Annotated in this window: 27 protein-coding genes and 3 tRNA genes; 20 read left to right on the top strand and 10 right to left on the bottom strand. The window is 50.1% G+C overall.

The genetic code is table 11. The annotated features are described in order from the left end of the window. Positions 1-234: 234 nt before the first annotated feature. Complete coding sequence (locus tag ABI361_03895; GenBank protein MEO9319794.1) at positions 235-1,554, bottom strand: hypothetical protein; 1,320 nt, start codon at positions 1,552-1,554, stop codon at positions 235-237. 102 nt (positions 1,555-1,656) lie between these two features. Between ABI361_03895 and ABI361_03890 the strand changes: the two genes are divergently transcribed. From ABI361_03890 to acs, 7 genes are all read left to right on the top strand, one after another. Beyond that, a complete protein-coding gene (locus tag ABI361_03890; GenBank protein ID MEO9319793.1) occupies positions 1,657-2,418 on the top strand; it encodes a hypothetical protein in 762 nt (253 codons plus the stop codon). Between the two features lie 73 nt (positions 2,419-2,491). Then, positions 2,492-2,629: a hypothetical protein gene (locus tag ABI361_03885; protein MEO9319792.1), complete on the top strand. Its 138-nt coding sequence runs from the start codon at positions 2,492-2,494 to the stop codon at positions 2,627-2,629. A gap of 173 nt (positions 2,630-2,802) precedes the next feature. Then, on the top strand, positions 2,803-3,096 hold the full coding sequence (locus ABI361_03880) for a winged helix-turn-helix domain-containing protein (protein MEO9319791.1): 294 nt from the start codon (positions 2,803-2,805) through the stop codon (positions 3,094-3,096). 63 nt (positions 3,097-3,159) lie between these two features. Further along, the gene (locus ABI361_03875) at positions 3,160-3,570 is read left to right on the top strand and encodes a hypothetical protein (GenBank protein ID MEO9319790.1); all 411 of its coding nucleotides are present in this window, start codon (positions 3,160-3,162) and stop codon (positions 3,568-3,570) included. Between the two features lie 57 nt (positions 3,571-3,627). Continuing rightward, a complete protein-coding gene (locus tag ABI361_03870; GenBank protein MEO9319789.1) occupies positions 3,628-3,960 on the top strand; it encodes a cupin domain-containing protein in 333 nt (110 codons plus the stop codon). A 50-nt stretch (positions 3,961-4,010) separates the two neighbouring features. After that, positions 4,011-4,178, top strand: a complete 168-nt coding sequence (locus ABI361_03865) for a 50S ribosomal protein L40e (GenBank protein MEO9319788.1) — start codon at positions 4,011-4,013, stop codon at positions 4,176-4,178. Positions 4,179-4,409: 231 nt separating this feature from the next. Next, the gene (gene acs, locus ABI361_03860) at positions 4,410-6,344 is read left to right on the top strand and encodes an acetate--CoA ligase (protein ID MEO9319787.1); all 1,935 of its coding nucleotides are present in this window, start codon (positions 4,410-4,412) and stop codon (positions 6,342-6,344) included. A 16-nt stretch (positions 6,345-6,360) separates the two neighbouring features. Here acs and ABI361_03855 read toward each other — a convergent pair whose 3' ends face one another. Both ABI361_03855 and ABI361_03850 read right to left on the bottom strand, forming a co-directional pair. Next, positions 6,361-6,852: a DUF192 domain-containing protein gene (locus tag ABI361_03855; protein MEO9319786.1), complete on the bottom strand. Its 492-nt coding sequence runs from the start codon at positions 6,850-6,852 to the stop codon at positions 6,361-6,363. Between the two features lie 57 nt (positions 6,853-6,909). Next, positions 6,910-7,056 (bottom strand) — tRNA-Leu (locus ABI361_03850). A gap of 372 nt (positions 7,057-7,428) precedes the next feature. Here ABI361_03850 and ABI361_03845 point away from each other — a divergent pair. After that, complete coding sequence (locus ABI361_03845) at positions 7,429-7,716, top strand: DNA-binding protein (protein MEO9319785.1); 288 nt, start codon at positions 7,429-7,431, stop codon at positions 7,714-7,716. On the opposite strand, the gene ABI361_03840 is transcribed toward ABI361_03845, so the two are convergent. After that, positions 7,713-8,504 carry a proteasome assembly chaperone family protein gene (locus tag ABI361_03840; GenBank protein ID MEO9319784.1) on the bottom strand — a complete coding sequence of 264 codons (792 nt, stop codon included), beginning with the start codon at positions 8,502-8,504 and terminating at the stop codon, positions 7,713-7,715. The genes ABI361_03845 and ABI361_03840 overlap by 4 nt on opposite strands. A gap of 186 nt (positions 8,505-8,690) precedes the next feature. Between ABI361_03840 and ABI361_03835 the strand changes: the two genes are divergently transcribed. Further along, a complete protein-coding gene (locus ABI361_03835; GenBank protein MEO9319783.1) occupies positions 8,691-9,284 on the top strand; it encodes a hypothetical protein in 594 nt (197 codons plus the stop codon). A gap of 23 nt (positions 9,285-9,307) precedes the next feature. On the opposite strand, the gene ABI361_03830 is transcribed toward ABI361_03835, so the two are convergent. Further along, a tRNA-Thr gene (locus ABI361_03830) sits at positions 9,308-9,381 on the bottom strand. Positions 9,382-9,500: 119 nt separating this feature from the next. Between ABI361_03830 and ABI361_03825 the strand changes: the two genes are divergently transcribed. Further along, positions 9,501-9,619: transfer RNA gene (locus ABI361_03825), tRNA-Leu, on the top strand. A 137-nt stretch (positions 9,620-9,756) separates the two neighbouring features. Here ABI361_03825 and dps read toward each other — a convergent pair. Then, complete coding sequence (gene dps / locus ABI361_03820) at positions 9,757-10,344, bottom strand: DNA protection during starvation protein (protein ID MEO9319782.1); 588 nt, start codon at positions 10,342-10,344, stop codon at positions 9,757-9,759. Positions 10,345-10,648: 304 nt separating this feature from the next. Between dps and ABI361_03815 the strand changes: the two genes are divergently transcribed. Next, positions 10,649-10,990 carry a hypothetical protein gene (locus ABI361_03815; protein MEO9319781.1) on the top strand — a complete coding sequence of 114 codons (342 nt, stop codon included), beginning with the start codon at positions 10,649-10,651 and terminating at the stop codon, positions 10,988-10,990. 29 nt (positions 10,991-11,019) lie between these two features. On the opposite strand, the gene ABI361_03810 is transcribed toward ABI361_03815, so the two are convergent. From ABI361_03810 to ABI361_03800, 3 genes are all read right to left on the bottom strand, one after another. Beyond that, complete coding sequence (locus ABI361_03810) at positions 11,020-11,841, bottom strand: plastocyanin/azurin family copper-binding protein (protein ID MEO9319780.1); 822 nt, start codon at positions 11,839-11,841, stop codon at positions 11,020-11,022. Positions 11,842-12,395: 554 nt separating this feature from the next. After that, positions 12,396-13,397 (bottom strand): acyltransferase, encoded by a 1,002-nt coding sequence (locus ABI361_03805; GenBank protein MEO9319779.1) that lies wholly within the window; start codon positions 13,395-13,397, stop codon positions 12,396-12,398. Positions 13,398-13,443: 46 nt separating this feature from the next. Continuing rightward, positions 13,444-14,262: a hypothetical protein gene (locus tag ABI361_03800; protein MEO9319778.1), complete on the bottom strand. Its 819-nt coding sequence runs from the start codon at positions 14,260-14,262 to the stop codon at positions 13,444-13,446. 224 nt (positions 14,263-14,486) lie between these two features. Between ABI361_03800 and ABI361_03795 the strand changes: the two genes are divergently transcribed. From ABI361_03795 to ABI361_03760, 8 genes are all read left to right on the top strand, one after another. Continuing rightward, positions 14,487-14,750: a hypothetical protein gene (locus ABI361_03795; GenBank protein MEO9319777.1), complete on the top strand. Its 264-nt coding sequence runs from the start codon at positions 14,487-14,489 to the stop codon at positions 14,748-14,750. 78 nt (positions 14,751-14,828) lie between these two features. Continuing rightward, positions 14,829-15,692, top strand: coding sequence for a formyltetrahydrofolate deformylase (locus ABI361_03790; protein ID MEO9319776.1), 864 nt, complete (start codon positions 14,829-14,831; stop codon positions 15,690-15,692). Positions 15,693-15,839: 147 nt separating this feature from the next. Then, positions 15,840-16,523: a creatininase family protein gene (locus ABI361_03785; protein MEO9319775.1), complete on the top strand. Its 684-nt coding sequence runs from the start codon at positions 15,840-15,842 to the stop codon at positions 16,521-16,523. Positions 16,524-16,661: 138 nt separating this feature from the next. Further along, the gene (locus ABI361_03780) at positions 16,662-16,892 is read left to right on the top strand and encodes an LSM domain-containing protein (protein MEO9319774.1); all 231 of its coding nucleotides are present in this window, start codon (positions 16,662-16,664) and stop codon (positions 16,890-16,892) included. Positions 16,893-16,908: 16 nt separating this feature from the next. Continuing rightward, on the top strand, positions 16,909-17,079 hold the full coding sequence (locus tag ABI361_03775; protein MEO9319773.1) for a 50S ribosomal protein L37e: 171 nt from the start codon (positions 16,909-16,911) through the stop codon (positions 17,077-17,079). A 74-nt stretch (positions 17,080-17,153) separates the two neighbouring features. Further along, on the top strand, positions 17,154-17,831 hold the full coding sequence (locus ABI361_03770; protein MEO9319772.1) for a hypothetical protein: 678 nt from the start codon (positions 17,154-17,156) through the stop codon (positions 17,829-17,831). 339 nt (positions 17,832-18,170) lie between these two features. Further along, positions 18,171-19,394: an asparagine synthase C-terminal domain-containing protein gene (locus ABI361_03765; GenBank protein MEO9319771.1), complete on the top strand. Its 1,224-nt coding sequence runs from the start codon at positions 18,171-18,173 to the stop codon at positions 19,392-19,394. Positions 19,395-19,445: 51 nt separating this feature from the next. Next, complete coding sequence (locus tag ABI361_03760; protein ID MEO9319770.1) at positions 19,446-20,309, top strand: glycosyltransferase family A protein; 864 nt, start codon at positions 19,446-19,448, stop codon at positions 20,307-20,309. Here ABI361_03760 and wecB read toward each other — a convergent pair. Next, positions 20,306-21,397, bottom strand: a complete 1,092-nt coding sequence (gene wecB, locus ABI361_03755) for a UDP-N-acetylglucosamine 2-epimerase (non-hydrolyzing) (protein MEO9319769.1) — start codon at positions 21,395-21,397, stop codon at positions 20,306-20,308. The genes ABI361_03760 and wecB overlap by 4 nt on opposite strands. A gap of 114 nt (positions 21,398-21,511) precedes the next feature. On the opposite strand from wecB, the gene ABI361_03750 reads away from it, so the two are divergent. Then, the gene (locus ABI361_03750; GenBank protein MEO9319768.1) at positions 21,512-22,558 is read left to right on the top strand and encodes a glycosyltransferase family 2 protein; all 1,047 of its coding nucleotides are present in this window, start codon (positions 21,512-21,514) and stop codon (positions 22,556-22,558) included. Position 22,559 lies beyond the last annotated feature (1 nt).

Below are 22,559 nucleotides of genomic sequence, written 5' to 3'. Positions count from 1 at the left end.
AAGGAGAGGTTCTGATGATGGCTTCAGGCGTGGGTCTGGCCCTGCTTGGATTATATCTAGGCATCCGACAAATTTCATACGGCGGCCTTTGCATTTTAGGCCTCGGCGTCATTTCGCTATTCTGGAGATGAATGTGTTGCAAGTCTCCCTTGGTGGGAGCACCACATGCTGTGCGTCAGCAGAGCTTTTTTCGCGTTGCGATTTGAAACATATCCTCCCACAGAGACTCGTGCGCTAACTGTCGCGGATTGCATATTTTTTTGGCGACGTCAGCGAAAAGATTACCGACTCGGCTTCAGCTAAAAGGGCAACAACTTCACCCTTTTTCAGCGTGAGCTGCCTGCTCTGAAGCTCGATAGACTGACGGGTGCTCGAGAGCCGCTCTTGCTGGTCAGATAATGCTCTTTCGAGGCTCCTTGCCTGGCTTGCAGCCTGCAGTTCGTCTTCTCGGGCAAGCCCGTCAAGCAGAGCAGCGATTTCCCTGTTCCGCTGATGTAAGGAGGGAAGCGTGTTTACCAGGGTTTCCAGGTAACCGACCATCTTTTCACCGTCTTTAACCGTTATATTGCCTGTAACCAGGGAGGAGCGGACATTAGATAACAGGATGAGGAACGGCCCGGCATCTGATTCAAAGACCTGCGACGGCTCCTCGATCATGATTGTAAGGAGGCGATTAGTTTCCTTGTCGACGCCGTAAGAGTACTTTGTCAACAACCGGGAAATGTGTGAGAACAGCTTATCTGCGCTGTTTTCATTCTCCTTCTTTTTTTGCTCCAGCTCGCTCATGTTTGCCAGAGAAACCTGCGCACGACGATAAGCATCCGATGACTGCAGTGCGTCAAGAGCGATGCGGGTCGACTCGATTTGACTTTCGAGATCACTTGCCAGTGCCCGCAGATCCGCGATTGAAGATTCCATTGCGGCCAGCGAAGGGATCATTTGGGAGGCGCTGTTGAGCAAACTGGTGCAGCGGATTATAGGAGCCCTGTCCTGTTCAAGTTCCGATACCGCCGAGCGCGTGATAGAAAGCTGCTCTTCAAGCCGCTCAAACTCGCGCTTCATCCGCGCCGCATGTTTTTTCAGAAAGACGTTCAAAAGCTTGCTATGGGAACCGCTGACCTCGCCGAATCTCCTCATAAGCGATTCCATCCGCTCCCGGAACTTTTTTGCATCGTTAGCGGTCGCGGGGAGGGTCAATTCGGTCGCAGCCTCGCGCTTGAGGCTTGCCACCACCGTCTTTCTCGAGTTCTCTATTACGGAACGATGGCGTTGCTCCAATCCTTCCAGTTTAATCTCCTCGTTTTCCATCTCCTTGGCAATCGCTGCGAGGTTAGAAAGAGACGCCTCTACTGCCGTCTTGACCGGCTCGAGCTGAACTGAAAGTCGCCTGACCTTCTCGAGTTCCAAGTCACGCAGCAAATCCTGCGCCCGCGATATCGGGATTTGCTCCGATGGGTTGGATTCGAAGCCGGACCCGGAAGCAATCCTGCCGGCCGCATCCTCAGGCTCCTTTTGAGGCGAATCTTTTTTCTTTAGAAATCCAAAGGGTGCCACTGCAGATACCTGACAATAGATGATGTCAAACTAAACTGTTGCGGAGGCAAGAACGTTAAATGCAACATCGTCCAAAGATATAGGGTAGGGAAGCTGTCCTGAATGGTTTCTCGGACCTCTGACAAAGCCAGACAGCCAAATTCTGTAGGCTGGCTCGAGCGTCGCAGTAATGGCCTCTTTGTACTCGACTTGATCGTGATGTCCACCTTGGCACTAATATTCCTGACATCCTCACGAGTCGAACCACTAGGGGGTCCTGCAATCATTGGCTTGCAGGTGGTAGCGATAGGCTGCTTTTTCGTATTGTTACTATCGGTAATTCGTAAAGGCATAGTGTCTGTTGTGACCTGCATTCTTGGATGCGTCCTTGTCAACGGCGCCATAGTTCCCGCGAGTCTTGGTTCCACAACTCCTGCGCCGCCTACTCCCGGTATGGCCGACCAACAAAACGCTTCGACCTCGCATGTTTTTACTCAGAGAATCTTGGATATGGGCAGGGGCATGAATTTTCTTCTGGGCTTTTTCATGCTGTCTTTTGGGCTTATTGTCGGCTATAGACCCTCACTACTTTTCGCTCGGAACAGGCCGCAAGATTCGGATACAACGTGGGACAAGTATCAGATATGGAAAGATAACGTGCTCTTGGCGACCGGAAGAACACAGGAAGCTGTTCATGTCAAGAGCCTTATGAATGACGTTGACAGGTATTTGTTGTGGAGGTACGAATACGTCCTGGTCAATATTTACGACGCCCTGTACCTCGTGCCAACCGAAGGCATGGTGCCCAGGAAATCGACGATATCGAGAGACAGGAAAAGCGGCAGAATAATCGGCAAGCCGAGGTTTGGGGGGTACTTTGTGTGACAGTGCGACTGGTGCCATACTGTCAATCAGGGTATTATTATATTGCAGATTATGTCACCAATATCTTGACACGATGCCAAAGAAGACAATCTATGGCAGATGCCCGAAATGCAAGACCAAGAGCCAACTTGACGTAGTTTCCGGCAACCCTGGCCGTGAAAAGTTCAGGTGCAACCAGTGTTACCACAACTTTGGGATGGACGAGCTGTGAATGTATCTAAAATTAGGCTCAAGATTCTCTAGGGCTCGGGCGACTGGCAGAACAGTGTTAATCCTAAACGTACTTTAATGAGCCATTTTGAAGTATAGCCTGCCTGCCAAGCAGGCGAGCAAAAAATGGCTGGTTGGTTCTTGTCCGACATGTTCACAGAGGCGCCAGGCTGAATGTCGCACGAGTACCGAGACAGGATCTATATTCGCAAAGACATTATCCTAAAGCTCACCGAATACGGCGAACTTAACCAGACCTCGCTGCTCAGCTATTGCGGCCTGAACTTGGTAAAGCACAAGGACATACTGGATGACATGGAATCAAAAGGAATTATCAAGAAAACCGAAGAGCCTTGGGGAAACAAGAAAATAGTAAAGTACAGCGTCACAGAGAAAGGGAAGGAATTCTGCAGGCAGATACTCGATCCCTATGAAGAGATGTTCCCGAGGAGGGACTCAAAGAAGTGAGAGCAGAGGTAACAAAGTTAACGAAGCAATTTATGCGCTCGATGGGCAAGGAGGATTATAGCGATGGCTGAAGACAGGCCAAATAGACGCGAGAGCATCTTTGAGGTGCTAGACGAACTGATTTTCCACCTCAATACGACGAGGGGTCTATTTACCTTCCTTATTGTTTCCGCGTTCATTCTCGGACCGCTGTCGCTTATAGTTGCGGCGATATTCGCGGTCCATCCGAGGCTGCTGGTCTTCCTGCTTGAACGCTCGCCGGAGGCCGGAGGAATCGTCATCCTGTTCCTTTCCCTTACGGTCTTTATGGCAATCACTTGGCTTTTCATAGGCATCCGGGAGAGAGCATTCTTCTCACAGTGGAACACCAGATTCTCCAGCTTCATGTCATTGCGTGCCCGCATCGACAGGGAACTGGGCGACGACCCTAAAGCCAACTCCGCAGACGGAAAGGAAGAACCCGAAGGCAAGTGATCATACGCTCCTGACGATTGCTGCTAACATCCTGGCGACCAGATAGGCGCATGAGCCATGAAGAAAAACCAAGACGCCAAAGTGTTTGACCTGCACGAGCTCGAGCTTTATTTCGATAGGAATCCAGGCGAGTACTTCTTTGACTTTCTAAGGCTCGGGCATCTCGAGGCCGGCATCATCAAACTTGCGCCGGGAGCCAAGGACACACAGACTGCGCACGACCTGGACGAGCTCTACTACGTTATCCGAGGTTCGGGCATGCTGAAGTTGGGAAGCGCCGAAGTGCCAGTAAGAGATGGAAGTATTATTTTTGTGCCAAAGGGAATGACCCACGAGTTCTTTGGAAACAATGAGTTGCTTGTAGTCCTTTACGTATTCCCTACAAAGTGAATAGAAAGGTAGAAATGCGCCTTGCACAGCTGGTCTTTAAGTAACACAAGATGCCAATCACCGACGCAGCAAAAAAACAGATTGCGCAGCAACGCAGGCTGTTCTTCAAGATATGTTTCAAGTGCGGGGGCAAGAACCCGATCACTGCCACAAGGTGCAGAAAATGCCACGGTATGCAAATGCGCCTTAAGAACAGGACGCTCGGTGCCAAGAAGTAGTTCGCTTCTCCGCGGCGACGCCCTTTGATTGGCCTTTAGCAGCCGATTCTCCTTTTCCGCTCCTGAGGCGTTTGATCTTCGCATCCGCTCAACGCATCTGATATACTACTTGCCGTCACTAGATACAAGGCCCTCTCATTTGCCCCCTGATGGCAAATAGGTTTAAAAACAAACAAAGTTTCTTGGACGCTATTGTCTAGTCCTTCGAGAATTTATGAAGAAGGCGGGAAAATGCACGTGACGGTCAAGCCAGGCAGGCGGGTGGAAAAGATGATGAACGCTGCCCTGAGCGATCCTGAACAGTTTTGGTCCGAGCAGGCAAGAAACTTGGTTTGGTTCAAGGAATGGGACACCGTACTCGACTGGAAGCCGCCTTATGCAAAGTGGTTTTCCGGCGGACTCTTGAACGCCTCTGTTAACTGCCTCGACCGACACATAAGCACCGAAAGAAAGAACAAGGCAGCAATTATCTGGGAAGGAGAAGGGGGCGAAACTCGGACACTTACCTACTTTCAGCTATACAGCCTCGTCAACAAGCTTGCAAACGTCCTAAAGTCACTAGGTGTGGAAAAGGGTGACAGGGTCACGATATACCTGCCCATGGTGCCGGAGCTTACGATTGCAATGCTTGCCTGTGCAAGGATAGGTGCAACGCACTCTGTCGTTTTCTCGGGTTTCAGTTCTCAGGCACTTTCAGACAGGCTCAATGATGCTGGGTCAAAGGTCATTATCACTGCGGATGGCGCGGTAAGAAAGGGCAAAGTAATTGAACTCAAACGCGTCGTAGACGAGGTGCTTGAGGGCAAGACGGTCGGAGCTCCGCCAGACTCGGTAAAACACGTTATAGTTCTAAAGCGGCTGGGACTGGAGGCAAAGCTCGGGCCCAAAGACCTCTGGTGGCATGAACTTCTGGAAAGCGCCAAGGGGCACTGCCCCGCCGAGATGGTGGAAAGCACTCATCCTCTTTTCATTCTATACACATCTGGCACGACGGGAAAGCCCAAGGGTGTCATGCACGGCACCGGGGGGTACCTCACACATCTTTATGCGACGGCCAAATGGGTGTTTGATTTCAAAGACGAGGACATCTTTTTCTGCACCGCAGACATCGGGTGGGTGACGGGCCACAGCTACATGGTCTATGCTCCGCTGATGCACGGTGTGACGCAAATCATGTACGAAGGTGCGCCGGACTTTCCGAAACCAAACCGCTACTGGGCGCTGGTCGAAAAGCACGGCGCGACAATCCTGTACACGACCCCTACGGCGATCAGGATGTACATGAAGTATGGGGAATCAGTCCCAAAGTCGTTCGACCTCTCATCACTGCGCTTGCTAGGAACGGTAGGCGAACCCATCAACCCCGAGGTATGGATGTGGTATTTCAAAAACATAGGGAATGAAAACTGTCCCATAATTGACACTTGGTGGCAGACAGAAACCGGAGGCATTATGCTAAGCATGTGCCCAGCGATAGAGACTATCCCAATGAAGCCCGGATCTGCCACGCTTCCGGTGCCAGGGGTCGATGTAGGGCTTGTAGACGAGAACGGCGCCCCGGTAGAACCGGGAACAAAGGGTTATCTTGTCATAAAGCGCCCTTGGCCGGGTATGTTGCTAGGACTCTGGGGAGACAAGGAGAAATATCAAAAGACCTACTGGGAAAAGTTTTCTGGCCACGGCCGGGCATATTACTATCCCGGCGACTATGCGCTATCGGACACTGACGGCTACCTCTGGTTGCTTGGCAGGGCTGATGATGTGTTGAAAGTCGCAGGTCACAGGCTCGGGACCATGGAACTTGAAAGCGCGTTCGTTTCCCATTCCGCCGTAGCAGAGTCAGCCGTAACTAGCAGGCCGGACAAGACAAAGGGCGACGCGATTATTGCGTTCGTCGTTCTGAAAGAGGGCTTTTCAAAGACTTCAGAGCTAAAGAAGGAACTCTCCGGACACATCCGAAACTCGGTAGGCCCAATTGCAACTCCCGAGGAGATTCACTTTGTTGAGCGGCTGCCAAAGACCAGGAGCGGCAAGATAATGCGACGCCTCTTAAAGTCAATAGCGTCTGGCCAGAACATCGGAGATATCAGTACGCTAGAGGACGGAGCTGCGGTCGACGAGGTGAGAACGGCCTACGAAGAACTGAAGAGCTCGATTAGCAAGTGATTTGCCGCTGGAACAATCAAACTGATATGAGCGTCATCTGAGAGCCTGTGGTTATCCGATGTGCGTCTATAAACCCGGCCGTTGCCGCAATCACATATTGCGCGGGCACAGTGGTCTTGTAGGTGCAACTCTGAGACTCTACAAGGTTCTGGCACGGCGGCACGTCCTTGAGTAAATACACGGCTTTGCCGGAAGAATCGAACCACACGAGATCCAGGTTATACTCTATGTTAAGCATCCAAACCTGATAGAGGTCAGGAGTCTCATATTTCATTAAAAGCGCTGTGTCAAGGGGCAGCTTGTCAGACTGGAAGGTTAGCCATCTTTGTTTCTCAGCGGCGCTCTGGGCAATTTCCACAGTTATTACGTCGTCGTTTATCCTGACCGTTCCCTTCGGAAAATCAGCCTTCGATTGCTTGACTTCTTGAGGCGTAAAGGCCAGACCTATGATGCCGATGGCAACCGCGGCAATTATGACAGGAATTAGGACCGCGGACTTGCGAGCCACGCCGGGGAATCCCGGAGCGAAAAATCAATTTGAACCTTGCGACCCTCCTCTCGAAAGTGGTGGAGGGGGTGGGATTTGAACCCACGAACCCCTAAGGGACGGGATCACTTATCTCTCCAGGTTACGCATTGTCGGAGGGACAATGGGCGTCCGTGCGCATTGATCTTGAGTCCTGCGCGGTTGACCGGGCTTCGCTACCCCTCCACGGACACTTTTATCCGGCGCTACCTGACCTTATTTCTTACTTGCGGCAGGGTGCGTGAAAAGTTAATTTGGAAGGTGATACAAATACAGACGTCGCAAATATGCCCAAACCCGAAACCATGTCACGCTTATGCACAAAATGTCATTCAAAGACGCTGCACGAAGTGAGGGAGAGGACAATAACCGGAACACGGCTCGTCTGTACTGATTGCGGAAACCCCGTCATGGTGTCGGGCAGTCTGCCGCAGCATTGATGATGGCTTCTTGCGGTTTTCGCACTCACCCTAAAAAAGCGATCAAGCATTTAGACGACTTTAACCCCTTGCCTCAGGGCTAACCTTTATTACAAGTTATTCCCGCTACCTTTGAAAGATGAAAATTAGCGAGCTGCGGGCAGGCATGCGAAACGTCAGCGTTACTGGCAAGATCGACAGCGTAGGCGAGACCAGGACAGTAAACCTAAAGACGGGAGGAACGAATACTGTGGCAGACGCGATTATTTCTGACGAGAGCGGCAGCATCAAGCTTTCACTGTGGGGCGACGATATCGGCAAAGTTCAGGCAGGCGACAAGGTCGCGGTGGAAAACGGGTACATCAATACCTACAAGGGAGAAAACAGCCTGAGCATCGGCAAGTTCGGCAAGCTCAAGCGAGTTTAGGCGATATAGCCCGTGTCGCGGGGCTTTTGATTCATTTGCTGACCTTCAAATTGACCTCGCTTTCCCATCCCCATTTGCTGCTCAATTGTTTGGATGAGAAGCTCCGTGTCTTTTGCCCGTTTTTCTAGATTCGTCATATCCATCTGAATATCCAGCATCGGAAGCAGTACTTCCAGAACCGCCTTTGACGCTTTCGCATCGACAACATACCCGGAGGTTTCCCCCAGCAAGCATGTGCCCCGCATTCCCGAAAGCCTCGAAATTCCAAGTATCAGCCCATTCATCCCGGTGATGCTCCCCCCGTCCATTTTGATAATATTTCTTGAATCAAAAGAGCCGATAATTTCAGGGTCGGTTGCGGTGCCGAAAACCTTCGGCTTGTCAACAAAGAGGCCGGTTATATATGCCGCCAGTGTAAACACCTCGGCGGTATCAAACTGCTTTGCAAAACTCAGGATTTCCTCGGCGAGCGCGTACTCTGCATCAGGATTGGCAGGCTGCGAGTCGCCAGTGAGAAGCAGAAGGCTGGTTTTTTCATTTGACCACCAGTAAATCGAGTTCTTCATGAGCTCTATCGTGCCGTCTTCTCGTATCATTACCTGTGGTGGAAAGGCGCTCGTGTAAATGTCGGCGAGCTTTTTCGCGTTCAGTTCCTGAATAAGGTGGTCGATGGCCAGTTTGCCAACGTAGCCGCTTCCTGGAAAGCCGCACACTAGCCGCGGACGTGTAATATTGGGAATGTCCTTTGCAGAATATACTAACTTGATTTCATGCGATAGCCGAGCCACTGTTACGCAATCCTCACCGTTCGACTTTAAACTTTTGGTACGCCCCAGAGCATTGTAGGAATTCACAAAGGTCGCATAGACCCTTAATCCGAAAGATACGCGACATTGGTTCTAGAATTGGAAAACTTAGTTTTCTTCGCGTGAGAGAGTTAATAAGAAAGCAACGTGAGAAGTCGGTAAAGCCTGATGCTAGATCAGCAAAAACAGTATTTCGGTGCCAACCGCGACAAATTTGTTGTTCTGGCATCTTGGTTCGCGTTATTGCTGCTTGTCAGGCTTTCATTCGGCGTTATCCTGCCTAACGGGTGGTTCGGTACTCTGGGTTCCGTTTCGATAACATTTGCAGTCTTTTACGGCGCCCTGAAATTCACCCCGCTGCGCAAATATGGCGTCCGCACCGATGCGGTGCTGCTCTCTTGGTACAGGAAGAGACTCCTTTACCTGAGCGGGTTTGCTTGCATAACTCTGCTTGTATCCATCCTGATTCTGACAGAATACGGATACTCGAAATATTCCGACAGCCTGATCGTTCTGCAGATAAATCAGCAACAATTTGCTGATTCCTTTGCTCTACTGTCAACGGACGAACCGTTAAAGTCGCAGCTGCGCCATAACTTGCAGTTGTTCTCACCAGTGGATATAATGGCCCTTACGCTGGCAAGCACCGATGCTACTCTGCACGGCTATTATACAAAGATAATCAGTTTTATCTTGGCTGAAAATGCCGAGATAATGGTATTCATGTTTGTGTTTAGAGCCCGGAAATCCATATTCGTCTAAATCCTCTCGGTCCATACAAAAGAAGCCTTGGGCGGGATTCGGACCCGCGACCTCTACCTTACCAAGGTAACGCTCTACCAGGCTGAGCTACCAAGGCGATGACTTGAACATCTGTTGTGAGGGGTTTGATTAACGTATCTGAATTGCGTCCATCGCGGCAAGCATTTGGCGCGACAATCAAGATTTAATTACTGAATCAATAATGGAACATGAGCCGCGGGGGTTGTAGAGCCCGGCCAAATAGGCGAAAATCTTGGAGACGCGGGACTTAAGATCTTATCCAATGGGTGATCCCGTCCCTTAGGGGTTCGTGGGTTCAAATCCCACCCCCCGCACTGTTTTAATGGATAACTTCGACAGCATGGTCGTGCAATTAGTTTCAAATATACAAACAAAACATGCGGACCAAAGCGCAGCGCGCTTCGCATTACCACACGCCAAGAAAGATCCCGGGATGCTCTAAGGGTAAAGTTTACAGGGAATCCAGTGAGCGGGAGTGTTTCCGAGAGTGTGGCCTTTCTCCGGAATACCTCCTCCTCATATGCCCTGAGGGCCTGCCATAGAGCAGTTCCATAAACCAAGATTCATGCTCGATTTCCTCTTTCAGGATATCCTTTGCGATGTCGTATGTAGCCGGATCTTTTCCAATAGTCAGATTGCACAGCTTGTTCCAGTTTACTATGGCGCCCTGTTCGGCTTTTAGGCACTTTTCGAGAATGGCTTTCAAGTCGCTTGGATTTGAAGAAGGGAGCTGTAGGAATTCACAGCCTGACATCCTTATGAAATCCAATGCGTCTACAGGCAGGCGCCCACCAAGCTCGTAAATCCGCTGGATGCATGACTCAAAGTGACTGAGGTCTTCAAGACGGGCGTCCTCAATTACTCCCTTTACCGCTTCGCCATCGAGTCCAGTGCAATGAACTCTGAGGTTTGTAAAGTAATAATAGGCAGCAAACTCAACCGACGCGTTGTAGACCAGTAATTTGGAAATCTCGTCAACGTCGGCTCCGTTTTGTTTTAGAACGTTGATCCCGACCACATTGACTTTTTCCTTGGACACGGGGAAGATGCTGTATGAATAGAGCATAAATACGTTCCAACCCCTCGGGATTCAGCTTTGACAAAAAGTACACAGTCAGGGTAAGTCCAGTCAGGGTAAGTCGGTTTTTGTTTTGTCGTAATACAATTACTGAATGCCGCGGAGCTACCTCCTAATCATTCGCACATCAATATCCACCCGTGTTACATAGGATCTGGTAAAGGAGGCTATGGGCAGGGTAATCGTTGCGCACTGCGACAACGCTTTTGAAAGCCACCAGTAAACGGCATAACAAATATTTTGGAGAGCTCCAAAACAGCAACAAATGTCCGCAGAAGAGATCCTCAGAGAATATGACCAGTTGGTGCGAACTCTACGCGACAAGGCGCCATCGATTGACCCGCTCCTGTTAATCAGGTCATCCATACTTAGTCGAAAGTACCCTACCGAGGAAAAGCAATCATTCTATCTTGAGCTGCACCTTGAAAAAGGAGTCGATGCGGACAGGAAACGATCCGAGCTATTCCACCGAGTTGGAACTTACGCTGCAAATCACGGCAACAACCATCTGCAAATGACTGTGGTTACAAGTCTAGATACGATACTCTCCCTTGCGGGTGACCGCGAAATTGAACGGATTGAAGGCGAAGTCTATCCCTTTGCCTAGTCCGTTGGAGCGCACAAACTACCGAGAACTCAAGCGCTGGTAACAATGATCGCACCCTTCATACCTTCTTGCGAATGGATCGTGCACTGATAGTCAAATAGCCCTGCATCCTGGAAAGTGTAACTCCACGACCGCCCGGGCGGAATAAAGCCACTGTCGATGGCGATATTCTTGCCTGAATCAGTTTTGAATACTCCCACTACGTTATGTTCTAGCTTCGAGTTGTTATTCCACGTGACCTGAGTTCCTGGCGGGACCTTGGCTTGGTCGGGCATGAACATGTTCATGCCAGTGATTACAGAGTTTTCTTGAATTGTTCCGTATATCACTCGCTGCTGGTCGGTTTGGATGTCGACTACTTTTTTTGAGTCCATGTCTATCAGAACATTCCAGACTTGCTGGTGTGCTTCGGCAGGCTTGCCCGCAATCCCGGAGAAGTCATCTGGCTGGGTGTATGGTTGGCCGGCTATTGACTGTCTGTTGGAGGTAATTACAACCTCGCCCGAAGAGCCTTGCATTTCGTTTCCATTGTTAGATTCCATGACAGTCGGCTGAACACCGACAATGGTAACAGTGCTTCCTCGCGATTCGTCGAGAATTTTCATCACCTGCGAGTCGTTTTCAGCAATTCTGACAGCTTGGGCCGCTGCATCATTAATTGCGTAGACGTAGGTGTCATCGCCCGAGGTCGCATTCTTCAGGATAACCATATCGGACTTGATCGAGACCTGGGATAGGGCGTTGAAGTCCCTTGCCCCTTCCTCAGGCAGTCCGTGGAACAGGACGACAACGACCGCCACGGCGACAAACCCGCCGATCACGGAAAATAGAATGAAGTGCTCCCTGCTCATTTACTACGTCATTTGAGAGTTTGATATCTCATATAAGTGAAAAATCACGATCGAGATTCAGGCTGCTTTTAAACACAGGTTGCGGCCCTTATGGTCGTCAAAATGAGTCTGGCAATAGTCGTTGCCACAATCATAGCAATGCCAGCTCGAAAGCGTATAGCAAACTACGCACTTGCCAATCGGCTTGTTGTAGTCGTAGTCTTTTCGTGGCTTTGATGTCGGTTGTTTTTGCGGTCTCGGCTGAGCCTTCATAAAAGCAGTTCCTCAGGGAGCAGAAAGTCTAGCGTTCGAGGCACTGGACATTATCTATAGAACCTCAGATAGCCCTTGTACGGAGTGCAACGCGCTCAATTATCAATAGTAGTATTTAAGCATTAGCGTTGACCGTTGACCTAGGCGCTAGAAAAAGGCCATCCATCATGCCCGAAAAACCATCGGGTGCCAGGTCCTTTTTCATAAGCCGCTGGAGACGCTGTCAGCAAGAAACATGTCCTATCCGCAAACGGCCAAGAAAACGAATGGAGTCCGCAGGTTTCAGACGGGCACAGCTTGACTCATCGCTTGTCTGCTTGCAGTATCCGTACTCCATATCTTCTTATAAACTCAATAAACTCCGTCGCCGAAGGAGCTTTTGCACTTAGAGTGTCAAGTTCGACCCATTCAGTCCCGCCGCGCTTGATAGCGTTGGGAATTCTAAAGGAGATTAGCACGCTTTTTGAATCCGGCTCTTTGAAGTCTTCAAGAAAGGGCCGGAATTCAAGTACCCTGTTGTGGGGCATGCGGACAATGCAAGAGTCGCGAGTGGTTTTCAGGCTTACTCGGAGCTTTAGAAAAGACGCGGCATAGCCCTCAAAATCATTAAGGATGTCTATCATCAAGCGGTTCTTGTCGGGAAGGTCTTGGGGTTCGCGCGTCCTGTCTTTTACGACCCTTGCGGGGACTCCTACTGCAATGCAGTCCGGCGGGATATCCTTCGTGACCAAGGCTCCAGTGCCCACCGTAGCTTTGTCATGTACCGTAACCCCGGGCATTATGGTAATATCCCACGCGATCCAGACGTCATTTCCCAAGTTTACATCGGCAAACCTTACCGGATTTCCCGTCAGTGCGTTCTGCCACGCGCTATGAGTAAAGATCCTTACGTATCCACCGACACCGGTGCCGTTTCCAATCGTAATCTTGCGCGTGGTATTCAGATATGAGCGGTACAAAATGACGCAATCCGATCCGACTGCGAGTTCGCTTTTCTCGCTTTGCATGCCGCCTACGAACACGTCCCTGTCGATGATCGTCCGGTCCCCAATCGATATGCCGCGGAACGCGTTGAGGACAGAGCGCTCTTTGATGTTCACTCCGTCGCCAATTCTGATTGGCCCGTCGGTCGAGAATAACTTGCATTCCTCCAAGCGGGAATCCTTTCCAACTGAAAGACTTGGCGCAGTGATGTGAACCCCAGCCAGAGTGGAGCCCTCGCCGATTTCAACCTGCCTCGCCTGGATCTTGGACCGGACAATCCGGGCACCCTTGCCGACCTTCCAGCCTTTCTTGTTCTTCATCTAAAACCCCGATCTTCCTTTCGGCTGAAATGAAGCCAGTGATAATCTACCTTCCCGGTGTGTCTGCGCGCAGCCTCTGGCCGTTGCTTACCATCTCATATGCGTCTATCCCTCGCAGTACTTCGACATCATCTCTCCCCGCTAGGTAATCGACAACGCTCTTGAACATTCTGCCTCCCTTCATGTTGACCGAGTTGTCATGCCAGAGCAGGGTTGCGATCCCACCGTGCCCGGCGAGCTCGATGGCATCCTTGACCTTGTCGACAACGTGTTCCTCGGGAACGTGCATGTAGGTGAAAAGGTAGGTGTCCATGATCGTTATCGGAAACACAATCAAGTTTCCGACGGCAAAGAAACCGGTGTTGCGGCGGTCGATCTTGTCCTTTGAAAAGCAGACTGAAGAATCATATTTTATTCCTGCTTTTTCGAGCAGGAAAAGATCGTCCTGCCGGATCTTGAGGTAATGCACTCTAGAGCCTAGCATGCTGCGGTTCGCGACCTTCTCGAGCGCCCTCTTTTCCCTCTCAATGGAGCTCAGAAGGTCAGCTTCATTGATGTGCACACCAACCTCCCAGCCCGCGCTCAAAAGCTTCTCGATGGTCTCTCGATATTCCTCGACGCTTGACCCGTCGTCGTACAGCGGTCTAAAGAAGAAGGTGGATCTAATCCCGTATTTGTCCTCAATCTCCATGATATCACGCACTCCGAAATAAGGGTTGTAATTGTTATCCTCTATCACCCGCTTGATTACGGCGTCATCGTAGCGATCCTTCCTCTGAAGAATGTGCTGCCTTGACGGCCCTCTTAAGGGCCAGTCGACATCGTGCGACATGATTACGCTGATTTTCTCGCCGGCGAGCACCAAAGCTATTGACCGCAGGAATCATGCAATATTATCTTCTATAAATATATGAAGGTACAAGATTCCATGGTTCTTTTGGTTTAACAACTGATTGTACGAGAAAGTTAATTGTTCGTGATTACAATGCAGTTTCCGTCTGAAAATGAATATTTAACCCGGGAATTGATCGCATTACCATGGCCCAACTTTTCGGAATCTTTGCAGTTCATAGCCCAGAAGGCTGTCCGTTGAATAACCCTCAGAGCAGACAGAAGTTTATCGAAATCGACGACAAGTTCAAGACCATAATCTCCAAATTTAATGTCAAGAGAATCATCGGGTTCTACATGTCGGTGCTCGAGCACGAATGGGTGATAATCATGGAGGCTGAAAGCGCACACGACATTGAATCGCTGTGCATTGAAGCGGGAATTTCTGCGTACAACACCGTGAAGATTGTACCTCTCAACAACTTTGAAGTGGTAATGAAGCGGATCAAAGGCTCCGGCTAGCTGCGGCTACCGCCGGCTTTTCTGATAGTGAAATCATGGTTAAGGTTTATTTGCCGACAGCCATGGATTGAGAGTCAGATGAGCGATGCTCTGCCCGCTGAAAAGACGCTTGCGGAAATCACTGTCGTTGGCAATGATAGGCAGGGCGTCGTGGCAGATATTACGAATTTCATATTCAGAAACGGCGGCAACATTGAAAAGATAAACCAAAACGTCGTAAGGGGCCTCTTTGGAATGCAGCTCGAGGCCTCTTTCGCAAAAATTCAGCGAAAAAACCTTGACAAGGGTCTTGCCGAGCTTGCCGAGAAGCTAGAGATGGAAATCAAGGTTCACTACGAGGAGCCTGACCGCTTGAGAAATGTCGCGATATTGGTGAGCAGAGAACCTCACTGCCTTGAAAAGATCCTGCAGGCCCGAAAAGAAAGAACCATCAAGGCAAACATTCCGGTAATCATTGGGAGTGAGAACAGCCTGAAGGCAATGGCGGATGAGGAAGGCATCCCGTTCCACTCGGTTATTCACTCGGACCAGATAGAGGCAGAGAACAAGATCCTGCGGCTTATTGAGCAATACAACGTTGACCTTATAGTGCTGGCAAGATACATGCGCATACTTACCCCGAATTTTGTTTGGCGCTATCCGAACCGCATTATCAATATCCACCCTTCCCTCCTGCCGGCTTTTCCCGGTGCGTATGCTTATGTCCAAGCGTACGAGCGCGGAGCAAGGATTATCGGATGTACGGCTCACTTTGTAACCGAGGACCTCGATCAGGGTCCGATTATCGCGCAGGAATCATTCAAGACCCAGTCCCGAGACACGCTTGAAACGATTAAGCGCAAGGGGCAGGAGTTAGAGGCAAATACGCTTCTTGAGGCCGTGAAGTTGTACCTTGAAAACAGGCTTGAAGTGTACTGGGGAAAGGTTCACATCCGCGCCTGATTGTATAAGGTGGTTTGGTCGATGCGCCGCCACTAAAATAGATCATATTACAATTTTGGCAAGAGCGCGCGGCAAGACAGCCGTTGGATAAGTTCTTAACATAGCCCCTCGCGCTAATTGGCGGCATTGTCCATCCCAGTCTATGGCATGAGCAATCTCGAATTCAAGGCGGCGTCCGCGAAAACGCGCAGGGCAATAGTGCCAGTCGGGTCTCTTGAGCAGCATGGCCCGCACCTGCCAGTCTCCACGGACTCGATAATAGCCGAGCACGTCTCGCGTCTTGTTGCCTCAAAAACAGGGGGCTTTGTGATGCCGGTAATCGCTTATGGGATATCATACGAACATTCGCCAATGTTCAACATCTCTCTAAATAGCAGGACCCTTTCCGCACTTGCTGAGGATATTTGCAAATCTCTGTTTGAGAACGGCATCAAGGAAGTAATTTTCGTTAACGGTCATCACGGCAACGTAGGCGCGTTGCAGTATCTCGCGCAGACAACGTTGAACGGAGCTCCACGCGGATCGAGCGTGCATTCGCTTCACTATTGGCACCAGCTAAAACAAGAATTTGATCATGCGGGCTTTGTGGAAACATCGATACTCCTGCATATTGCGCCAGAGCTCGTGCGAATGGACAAAGCGATGCCGGGTCTCAGAAGACTTGGCAAGTCAGAAGCTGCGTATGGCACGATTACAAACATGCCGGGGTCCTTTCCGCGGCTTACCGGGAACGGTGTGTGGGGAGACCCCCGAAAAGCCACGGCGGAGCATGGCGCTAGGATGGTCCAGGAAATTGTCGAGGGTCTCTCGTTGGCGATTTCCCAGTTATGAGCCAGAAGAAATGCATGCTTTAATGCAGGACAAACCTTCGGCCAGAGCAGCCAATCGCCTGCAGCCGACGCGTGAAAACCTGCTACGCTTACTTTAATATATGAGCCAATCTTGCTTTACGACTAGGTAGATATTCGCGTGTCCGTTGACATGGCAGTAAAGGTTCTCGATGAGAGCCTTGGCAAAGTTGTGCTTATCAAATTGAAAGGAGGCAAGGTAATCAGGGGTAACCTTCACGGCTTTGATCAACACATGAATTTGCTCTTGGAAGAATCCGTTGAGCTTTTGGAAGAGGGCAAGTCAAACGACTTGGGGACGATCGTTGTACGTGGCGATAACGTCGTCATAATATCGCCTCCGCCAAAGTGAAAGAGGGAGAGCTACCATGACAAAAGGCACTACCTCGATGGGAAATTTCACCCGCAAAAAGACCCACATCAGATGCAGGAGGTGCGGTCACAATTCATATCACAAGCGGGGAAAGCGTTGCGCAAAGTGCGGATACCCCGATGCAAAAATCCGTACTTACGGTTGGATTAAACGCCAAGTAATCTAGTTTTTTTGGCGAAATTCAATAGCTCCAAAAGACTTAACTTTACCCGCTCTCCAGACAAGAGGCGGGGGATGTCATTGAGCATGGAAATGGTTGCTATTGCAGGGTCGTCTGCCGCAGGAATAATTTCTGCAGCGGTAATTCAAAAAATGACCCAGTCGAGACGGTCAATCGCAAAAACCGAAAAGCCGGTGCAGCCTTCCCAAGCCCCTACTCCGGACGCCCAACAGCCGAGTCCGGTGAACTCAGTTGCTTCTGCCAAGGCGGAGCTTTCAGCCCTTTCATTCGAGAAATCGCTATGCTCAGAGTCGATTGCCCGAGTTTACGAAGCTGCTCAAAACGGCAGGGTCGACAGGATGGAGCGCGACAGGTTGCTGCTGAAGTACAAAAAGCAGCTGGAGTCCATTAACGCGCGACTTTCCCAGCTTCAGTCAGTAGCAGATTACGCAGATATGACCGAGATGAGAAACAACCTCGTCTCGATTCTAGAAAGCAGGATTTCGGCAATTGACACCAAATTGTCGGAAATTTCAAGGCGTGGAATGCCCGATGTGCTTGCTGACTCGCAGCTGAAGAAAATCGTTGACGAAATCGCAGTAAAGAACGAGCCGGAAAAACCCGAGGAGCCGCCAGCCATAAGCGTCGAAAGTAATCAATTGATATCAGCTCCGGAGGAAAAGAGCATCGCTCAGCTTCAGGAAGAGATTGTTCAGGCACTCAAGAGACTTGAACAGGTAGAAGTCGACAAAGACTAGGAAGCTTCGAATTCCTAGTAGTCTTGTTCGCCCTCAACGCAAGGATGGCAGAGCGGCTGGGAGACAGAGAAACAGCTCAGGCAGACCTTGCATCCACAGTTTATGCATCGGAAATATTCATTGACAACCCTGTCACAGCTGCCACACAGGACTGCTACATCCTGGGAGAAGATACCATGGACCTCAGTATTGCTTTCAGCAAGATTCCTCATGTAGCCACGTTAGAGAATGCGACCGGAGGTTATCTGAATTTGCGAGAATTGAGCTATAGCTACCATCAGCCAAGCATCGTCCAATTTTTATACTGTACTTTTCTACCGATATTCTAACCCGGCTATCATGGAAAGAAATACTGACTCGATCTCAAGAATTATGACGCTCAGGTACGACCCCTTGGCAAATCCTGTCAGGCTGCCTTTGCGTCCAAGTGACTTTACTCCGACTGTTCGGCACGATATTGACGGCCTGATAGAGTCTGCAGCCAGAAAGGAAATCCTGACTTTGCATGATACGCTTCGATATGACCGGGTTGCCATGTCGCTTAGCGGCGGGATTGACTCGCGCCTCACCTTGTCGATGATTCTAAGATTTCTGCCCGGCGCCAGAGTCAGCTGTGTTTCCATGGGGTTTGGCGATTCGGATGACGAAATCGGTGCCGCGCGAGAGATTGCACGCACCCAGGACTGCGACTTTGTTCCGTTGATAGTCGAGGACGTTCTGGCCGACCTGCCGCAGTTGATCGGAATTGTGAAAGAACCACGATGGAACCTGTACCAGTACTACACCCTCCTAGAGGGCAAGAAAATGTCTAATATTTTCTACACGGGAGACGGGGGCGACGAAACCTTTGGGGGATATACTTTCAGGTACCAGAAATATCTGTCCCTAGTTGCTGCAAACGAAACTTGGCAGCAAAAAGTTAAGGCATATCTGTCCTGCCACGAGCGCGACTGGGTTCCGGATCAGCAGGAATTGTTCGGAACCGCCGTCTGTTTCTCATGGGACGCTATTTACGAACTACTCAGGCCGAGCTTTGACAACAACCTGCCGATGCTTGATCAGGTTTTTCTGGCTGACTTTAATGGCAAGCTGCTCTTTGATTGGCTTCCGGCTAATATTTCGTTTTCAGCCTCGCTGGGCCTTAGGATCGAATCAGTATTTCTTACAGAGCCCATCATCAGGCTTGCGACACACATTCCATGGGAAATGAAGTATGACACCACGGCAAACACGGGAAAGTTGCCTCTGGTCCGGCTGCTGTCAAAATACGAGGGGCGACCTATCACCACATCAAAGAAGGGCTTTTCGCTAAACCTCGTATCAATGTGGAAAAAGTACGGCAGAAAAACCGTTGACATGTACGTGAACGGGAAATCAGAGGTCGTAAAAAACGGCTTGATCAGCGGGCGATGGGTTGACAAGACCATGCGCAGCCTTCAGCCCGAGTCCCTGGAATTGAATCCTCGCTACATAAACAAGATGTTGTCGGTGCTTGCCTTGGAGATATGGTACAGGATTTTTGTTTCTAAAACCATGAAAGTCTCACAGAAGTTAGGATCATGATTTTCTTCTATAGACCTATAAGAGGCGACGCTTGAGTCATTTCAAATCGACATGGCGCGTGATGCCACATATTGGGTCATTGTTACAGTTAAGAATGGCCAAAAGACGATCAACGATTCTCTGCTTTCCATTCTGAATCAGTCGACCCCGCCATCCCTCCTCTGCGTCGTAGATGACGGATCCAAGGATGCCACACCAAAGATACTGGAGAAGCTTGTCGACACGAATCCGTCTCTTAAGGTAATTACGCTGCCTGACAAGGGCTATGATATTCGAAGAATTGTGCATAACTGGAACGCGGCTTGCGAGTACAAGCAGCAGACGGGCAGGGAGTTTGACTTCCTTTTGATTTCAAGCGATGACGTGATCTTTCCAAGAGATTATGCATCTCGACTGATAGATGAGATGAGAAATAATACCAGACTTGCCATAGTCTCTGGCACCCGCGAATTGAAGCAGAGTGACTACCTTTCGCTGCCAGAAGGCGCCGGCAGGATGATTCGCGAGTCGTTCTTTGAGGAGGTGGGGTATCGCCATCCACCATATTACGGATACGAAGCCTGGATTCTCTACAAGGCGATGCAGAGCGGCTACCAAGTGAAAAAAATCTCGGACCTTCGTTACGAGCACACCAGAAGCTTTGGCACGGGCCACAACTGGATCGAGTATGGTCCCGCCATGCGCTGCCTGGGATACCATCCGCTTTTCGTCTTCGCTCGTGTCCTGAGAAACGTTTTGGGTATCGGCGGAACAGGCATATCAAAGCGAGCAAGCATGCGGATGCTTGTCGACTATTTCTTCGAAGGAAAATGGAAGCATGACCCGTACTTTCACTATTTTGAACCTGAGCTCAGGCATTTCGTCAGGAGGCTTCAGACTTTGAGGCTGAGGGCAAGGATGACTGGCGTACACTAGGCCAATAAGCTGCGAATGGCCCGCTCTGCAGCCTTCCCATCACCGAACAGCGAGCCAGCTTTGGAAATGTTGTTTATTATTCTCTGACGGTCTTGCAGCACGTGCTTTATTGTGTCCTTTAGTAGCTCAGCGTCGATCTCGCTTACAAGAATATTGCCGCCTGTAGAAACAGTCTCGGTCCACTCTGTACTGGGCCTCAGGGTTATGCAAGGCACCTTGCTCATAAAAGCCTCCTTCTGCACTCCGCCAGAATCAGTGAGCACAGCAGAGGCATCGCGCATAGTTCTCATCAACTGGTGGTATGGCAAGGGAGGTGTCATTATGACGTCAGACTGCTCACCAATTCGTTTGGACAGTCCTTCCCGTTCGATTAGGGCCGCAGTCCTAGGATGCACCGGCAGGACAGCATTAATCTTTTGAGCTGTGACCGCCTCTAAGGCTCTGATCAGAGCAATTGCGTCCTCGGTGTTCTCTTGCCTATGCAGGGTCATCAAAACATAATTGCCCGATCTAAGCCGGTCGTCTGGTAGTTCGGATGCATCAATCAACGGTTTTTCTGACAGATACAAATCGTACATCGTGTCGCCCGTCAATGTGATCTTGTCGCTCGGTATTCCTTCGCGCTCTAGGTTGTCCACTGCGTTGCGCGTAGGTGCGAACAAATAGCGCGAGCTGTGATCGATCACTTTGCGATTGATTTCTTCGGCCATAAACTCTTCGTGGCTTCGCAACCCAGCTTCAAGATGAGCGACTGGAATCTTCAGCTTCACCGAGGCAAGGCATGAACCTATAGCGGAATTGGTGTCGCCAGGCACTATGCAGATATCCGGCTTGATCTTCAAGAGCGTGGTCTCTGTGGCGACCATTACACTTCCAGTCTGTTGAGCGTGTGTACCCGATCCTACTCCTAGGTCGAACTGCGGCTCGGGTAGCCCGAGTTTATCAAAAAAAACCCGGCTCATCTCGTAGTCATAGTGCTGGCCCGTGTTTACTATCGTTAGAGATACGTCCTTTCGACGGCATTCACGGACTATGGGCACCGATTTTATTATCTGTGGCCGAGTCCCGAAAACGAGGCAGAGCTTCAATTGACGCTGTTAGACACGTTCTCAATTTACGTTTTTTGCTGAAAAGGAGAATCGGTGAAGACGGAGTGCCACTAAGGATTAATACGCGATACAGAGGTTCATAAGAGCAGCTGATTGGACTCCGAACTAGTAAGCGTAGTTATCCCCGCCTTCAATGCCGAGGCCTTTCTCACTGATTCGATCAGTTCCGTAATCAACCAGACTCACAGACCACTAGAACTGTTGGTGGTAAACGATGGTTCTACGGATGGAACTGTCGAGCTTGTTAGCAGATTCCAACGGGATTCAGGTGGCGTCAAAGTCGAGATCATTGATATCGGCGCAAATAGGGGAGCGGCAAAGGCGTTGCACGAAGGCTTTGGAAAGGCTCGTGGCAGGTATATATGCTGGCTTAGTGCTGACGACGCCTTTAGCGAAACGGATAAGGTCTCCAGGCAGTATGCCAGGATGAGAGCGGCAAAGGCGGACTGGAGCTATTATAGGAACTTCGTACAAGGGCCCTCTCTGTCTGATTCGCTCCTCTCTTGCCCCAGCTATCTACCGAGGCTTCGGCCACTCGACTTTCTGTTCAGCGATCCAAAACTGCGTCTAGCATGTTTAATGTTCCGCAACCCGATAAACGGTAGCTCCATAATGATAAAGAGGGATTGCATCGAAGCGCACGGACAGTTTGATCCGTCACTTAGAAATGTGGATGCGGACGGGGATCTCTGGATGCGATACAGTGCGCTGGGACTTAAATGCCTCGCTCTCGACGGTTCGCCGGTCTTCTACAGGATTCATGGATCCCAGACATCAAAGTCCAAGGAAAAAATGTCAATCGGACAGCAACTGTCGCGAATCAGGATAATGCGAATCATGGCAAAATCAGGCATGCTGAAAGGCGTTTTTGAGCGCTTCACCGCGCTCTTACCACTTGCTCTAAGAAGAAAGGATCACCTTTTTCTGCCAAAAAGCACCCAATATCTATGCAACTACCTGCTGGATAGTTCGGTCCGCGCAAACCCCTTTCTGCAGCGCCAAGCACGGAAGCTGTTAAAGGATGTCGAGTTACAAATGAGACAAATGCCATATGATTCATCGTACTTTGAAAACGAACTCGTCAAGATCTCGGATACACCACAGATAAGGTCTTTTGAGCTTCAGCTTCTAGGTGAATAAG

It is taken from the genome of Nitrososphaera sp. (assembly GCA_039938515.1).
Lineage (GTDB): Archaea > Thermoproteota > Nitrososphaeria > Nitrososphaerales > Nitrososphaeraceae > Nitrososphaera.
Note: the sequence above shows the minus strand (reverse complement) of the source record. Positions and strands in the feature narration are given on the sequence as shown.

What these genes read in the sequence shown, in the direction of transcription:
- ABI361_03890 (MEO9319793.1), top strand. Translation starts at nt 1,657, where the DNA reads ATGGTTTCTCGGACCTCTGACAAAGCCAGACAGCCAAATTCTGTAGGC.
- ABI361_03885 (MEO9319792.1), top strand. Translation starts at nt 2,492, where the DNA reads ATGCCAAAGAAGACAATCTATGGCAGATGCCCGAAATGCAAGACCAAG.
- ABI361_03880 (MEO9319791.1), top strand. Translation starts at nt 2,803, where the DNA reads ATGTCGCACGAGTACCGAGACAGGATCTATATTCGCAAAGACATTATC.
- ABI361_03875 (MEO9319790.1), top strand. Translation starts at nt 3,160, where the DNA reads ATGGCTGAAGACAGGCCAAATAGACGCGAGAGCATCTTTGAGGTGCTA.
- ABI361_03870 (MEO9319789.1), top strand. Translation starts at nt 3,628, where the DNA reads ATGAAGAAAAACCAAGACGCCAAAGTGTTTGACCTGCACGAGCTCGAG.
- ABI361_03865 (MEO9319788.1), top strand. Translation starts at nt 4,011, where the DNA reads ATGCCAATCACCGACGCAGCAAAAAAACAGATTGCGCAGCAACGCAGG.
- acs (MEO9319787.1), top strand. Translation starts at nt 4,410, where the DNA reads ATGCACGTGACGGTCAAGCCAGGCAGGCGGGTGGAAAAGATGATGAAC.
- ABI361_03845 (MEO9319785.1), top strand. Translation starts at nt 7,429, where the DNA reads ATGAAAATTAGCGAGCTGCGGGCAGGCATGCGAAACGTCAGCGTTACT.
- ABI361_03835 (MEO9319783.1), top strand. Translation starts at nt 8,691, where the DNA reads ATGCTAGATCAGCAAAAACAGTATTTCGGTGCCAACCGCGACAAATTT.
- ABI361_03815 (MEO9319781.1), top strand. Translation starts at nt 10,649, where the DNA reads ATGTCCGCAGAAGAGATCCTCAGAGAATATGACCAGTTGGTGCGAACT.
- ABI361_03810 (MEO9319780.1), bottom strand. Translation starts at nt 11,841, where the DNA reads ATGAGCAGGGAGCACTTCATTCTATTTTCCGTGATCGGCGGGTTTGTC.
- ABI361_03805 (MEO9319779.1), bottom strand. Translation starts at nt 13,397, where the DNA reads ATGAAGAACAAGAAAGGCTGGAAGGTCGGCAAGGGTGCCCGGATTGTC.
- ABI361_03790 (MEO9319776.1), top strand. Translation starts at nt 14,829, where the DNA reads ATGAGCGATGCTCTGCCCGCTGAAAAGACGCTTGCGGAAATCACTGTC.
- ABI361_03785 (MEO9319775.1), top strand. Translation starts at nt 15,840, where the DNA reads ATGAGCAATCTCGAATTCAAGGCGGCGTCCGCGAAAACGCGCAGGGCA.
- ABI361_03775 (MEO9319773.1), top strand. Translation starts at nt 16,909, where the DNA reads ATGACAAAAGGCACTACCTCGATGGGAAATTTCACCCGCAAAAAGACC.
- ABI361_03765 (MEO9319771.1), top strand. Translation starts at nt 18,171, where the DNA reads ATGGAAAGAAATACTGACTCGATCTCAAGAATTATGACGCTCAGGTAC.
- ABI361_03760 (MEO9319770.1), top strand. Translation starts at nt 19,446, where the DNA reads ATGGCGCGTGATGCCACATATTGGGTCATTGTTACAGTTAAGAATGGC.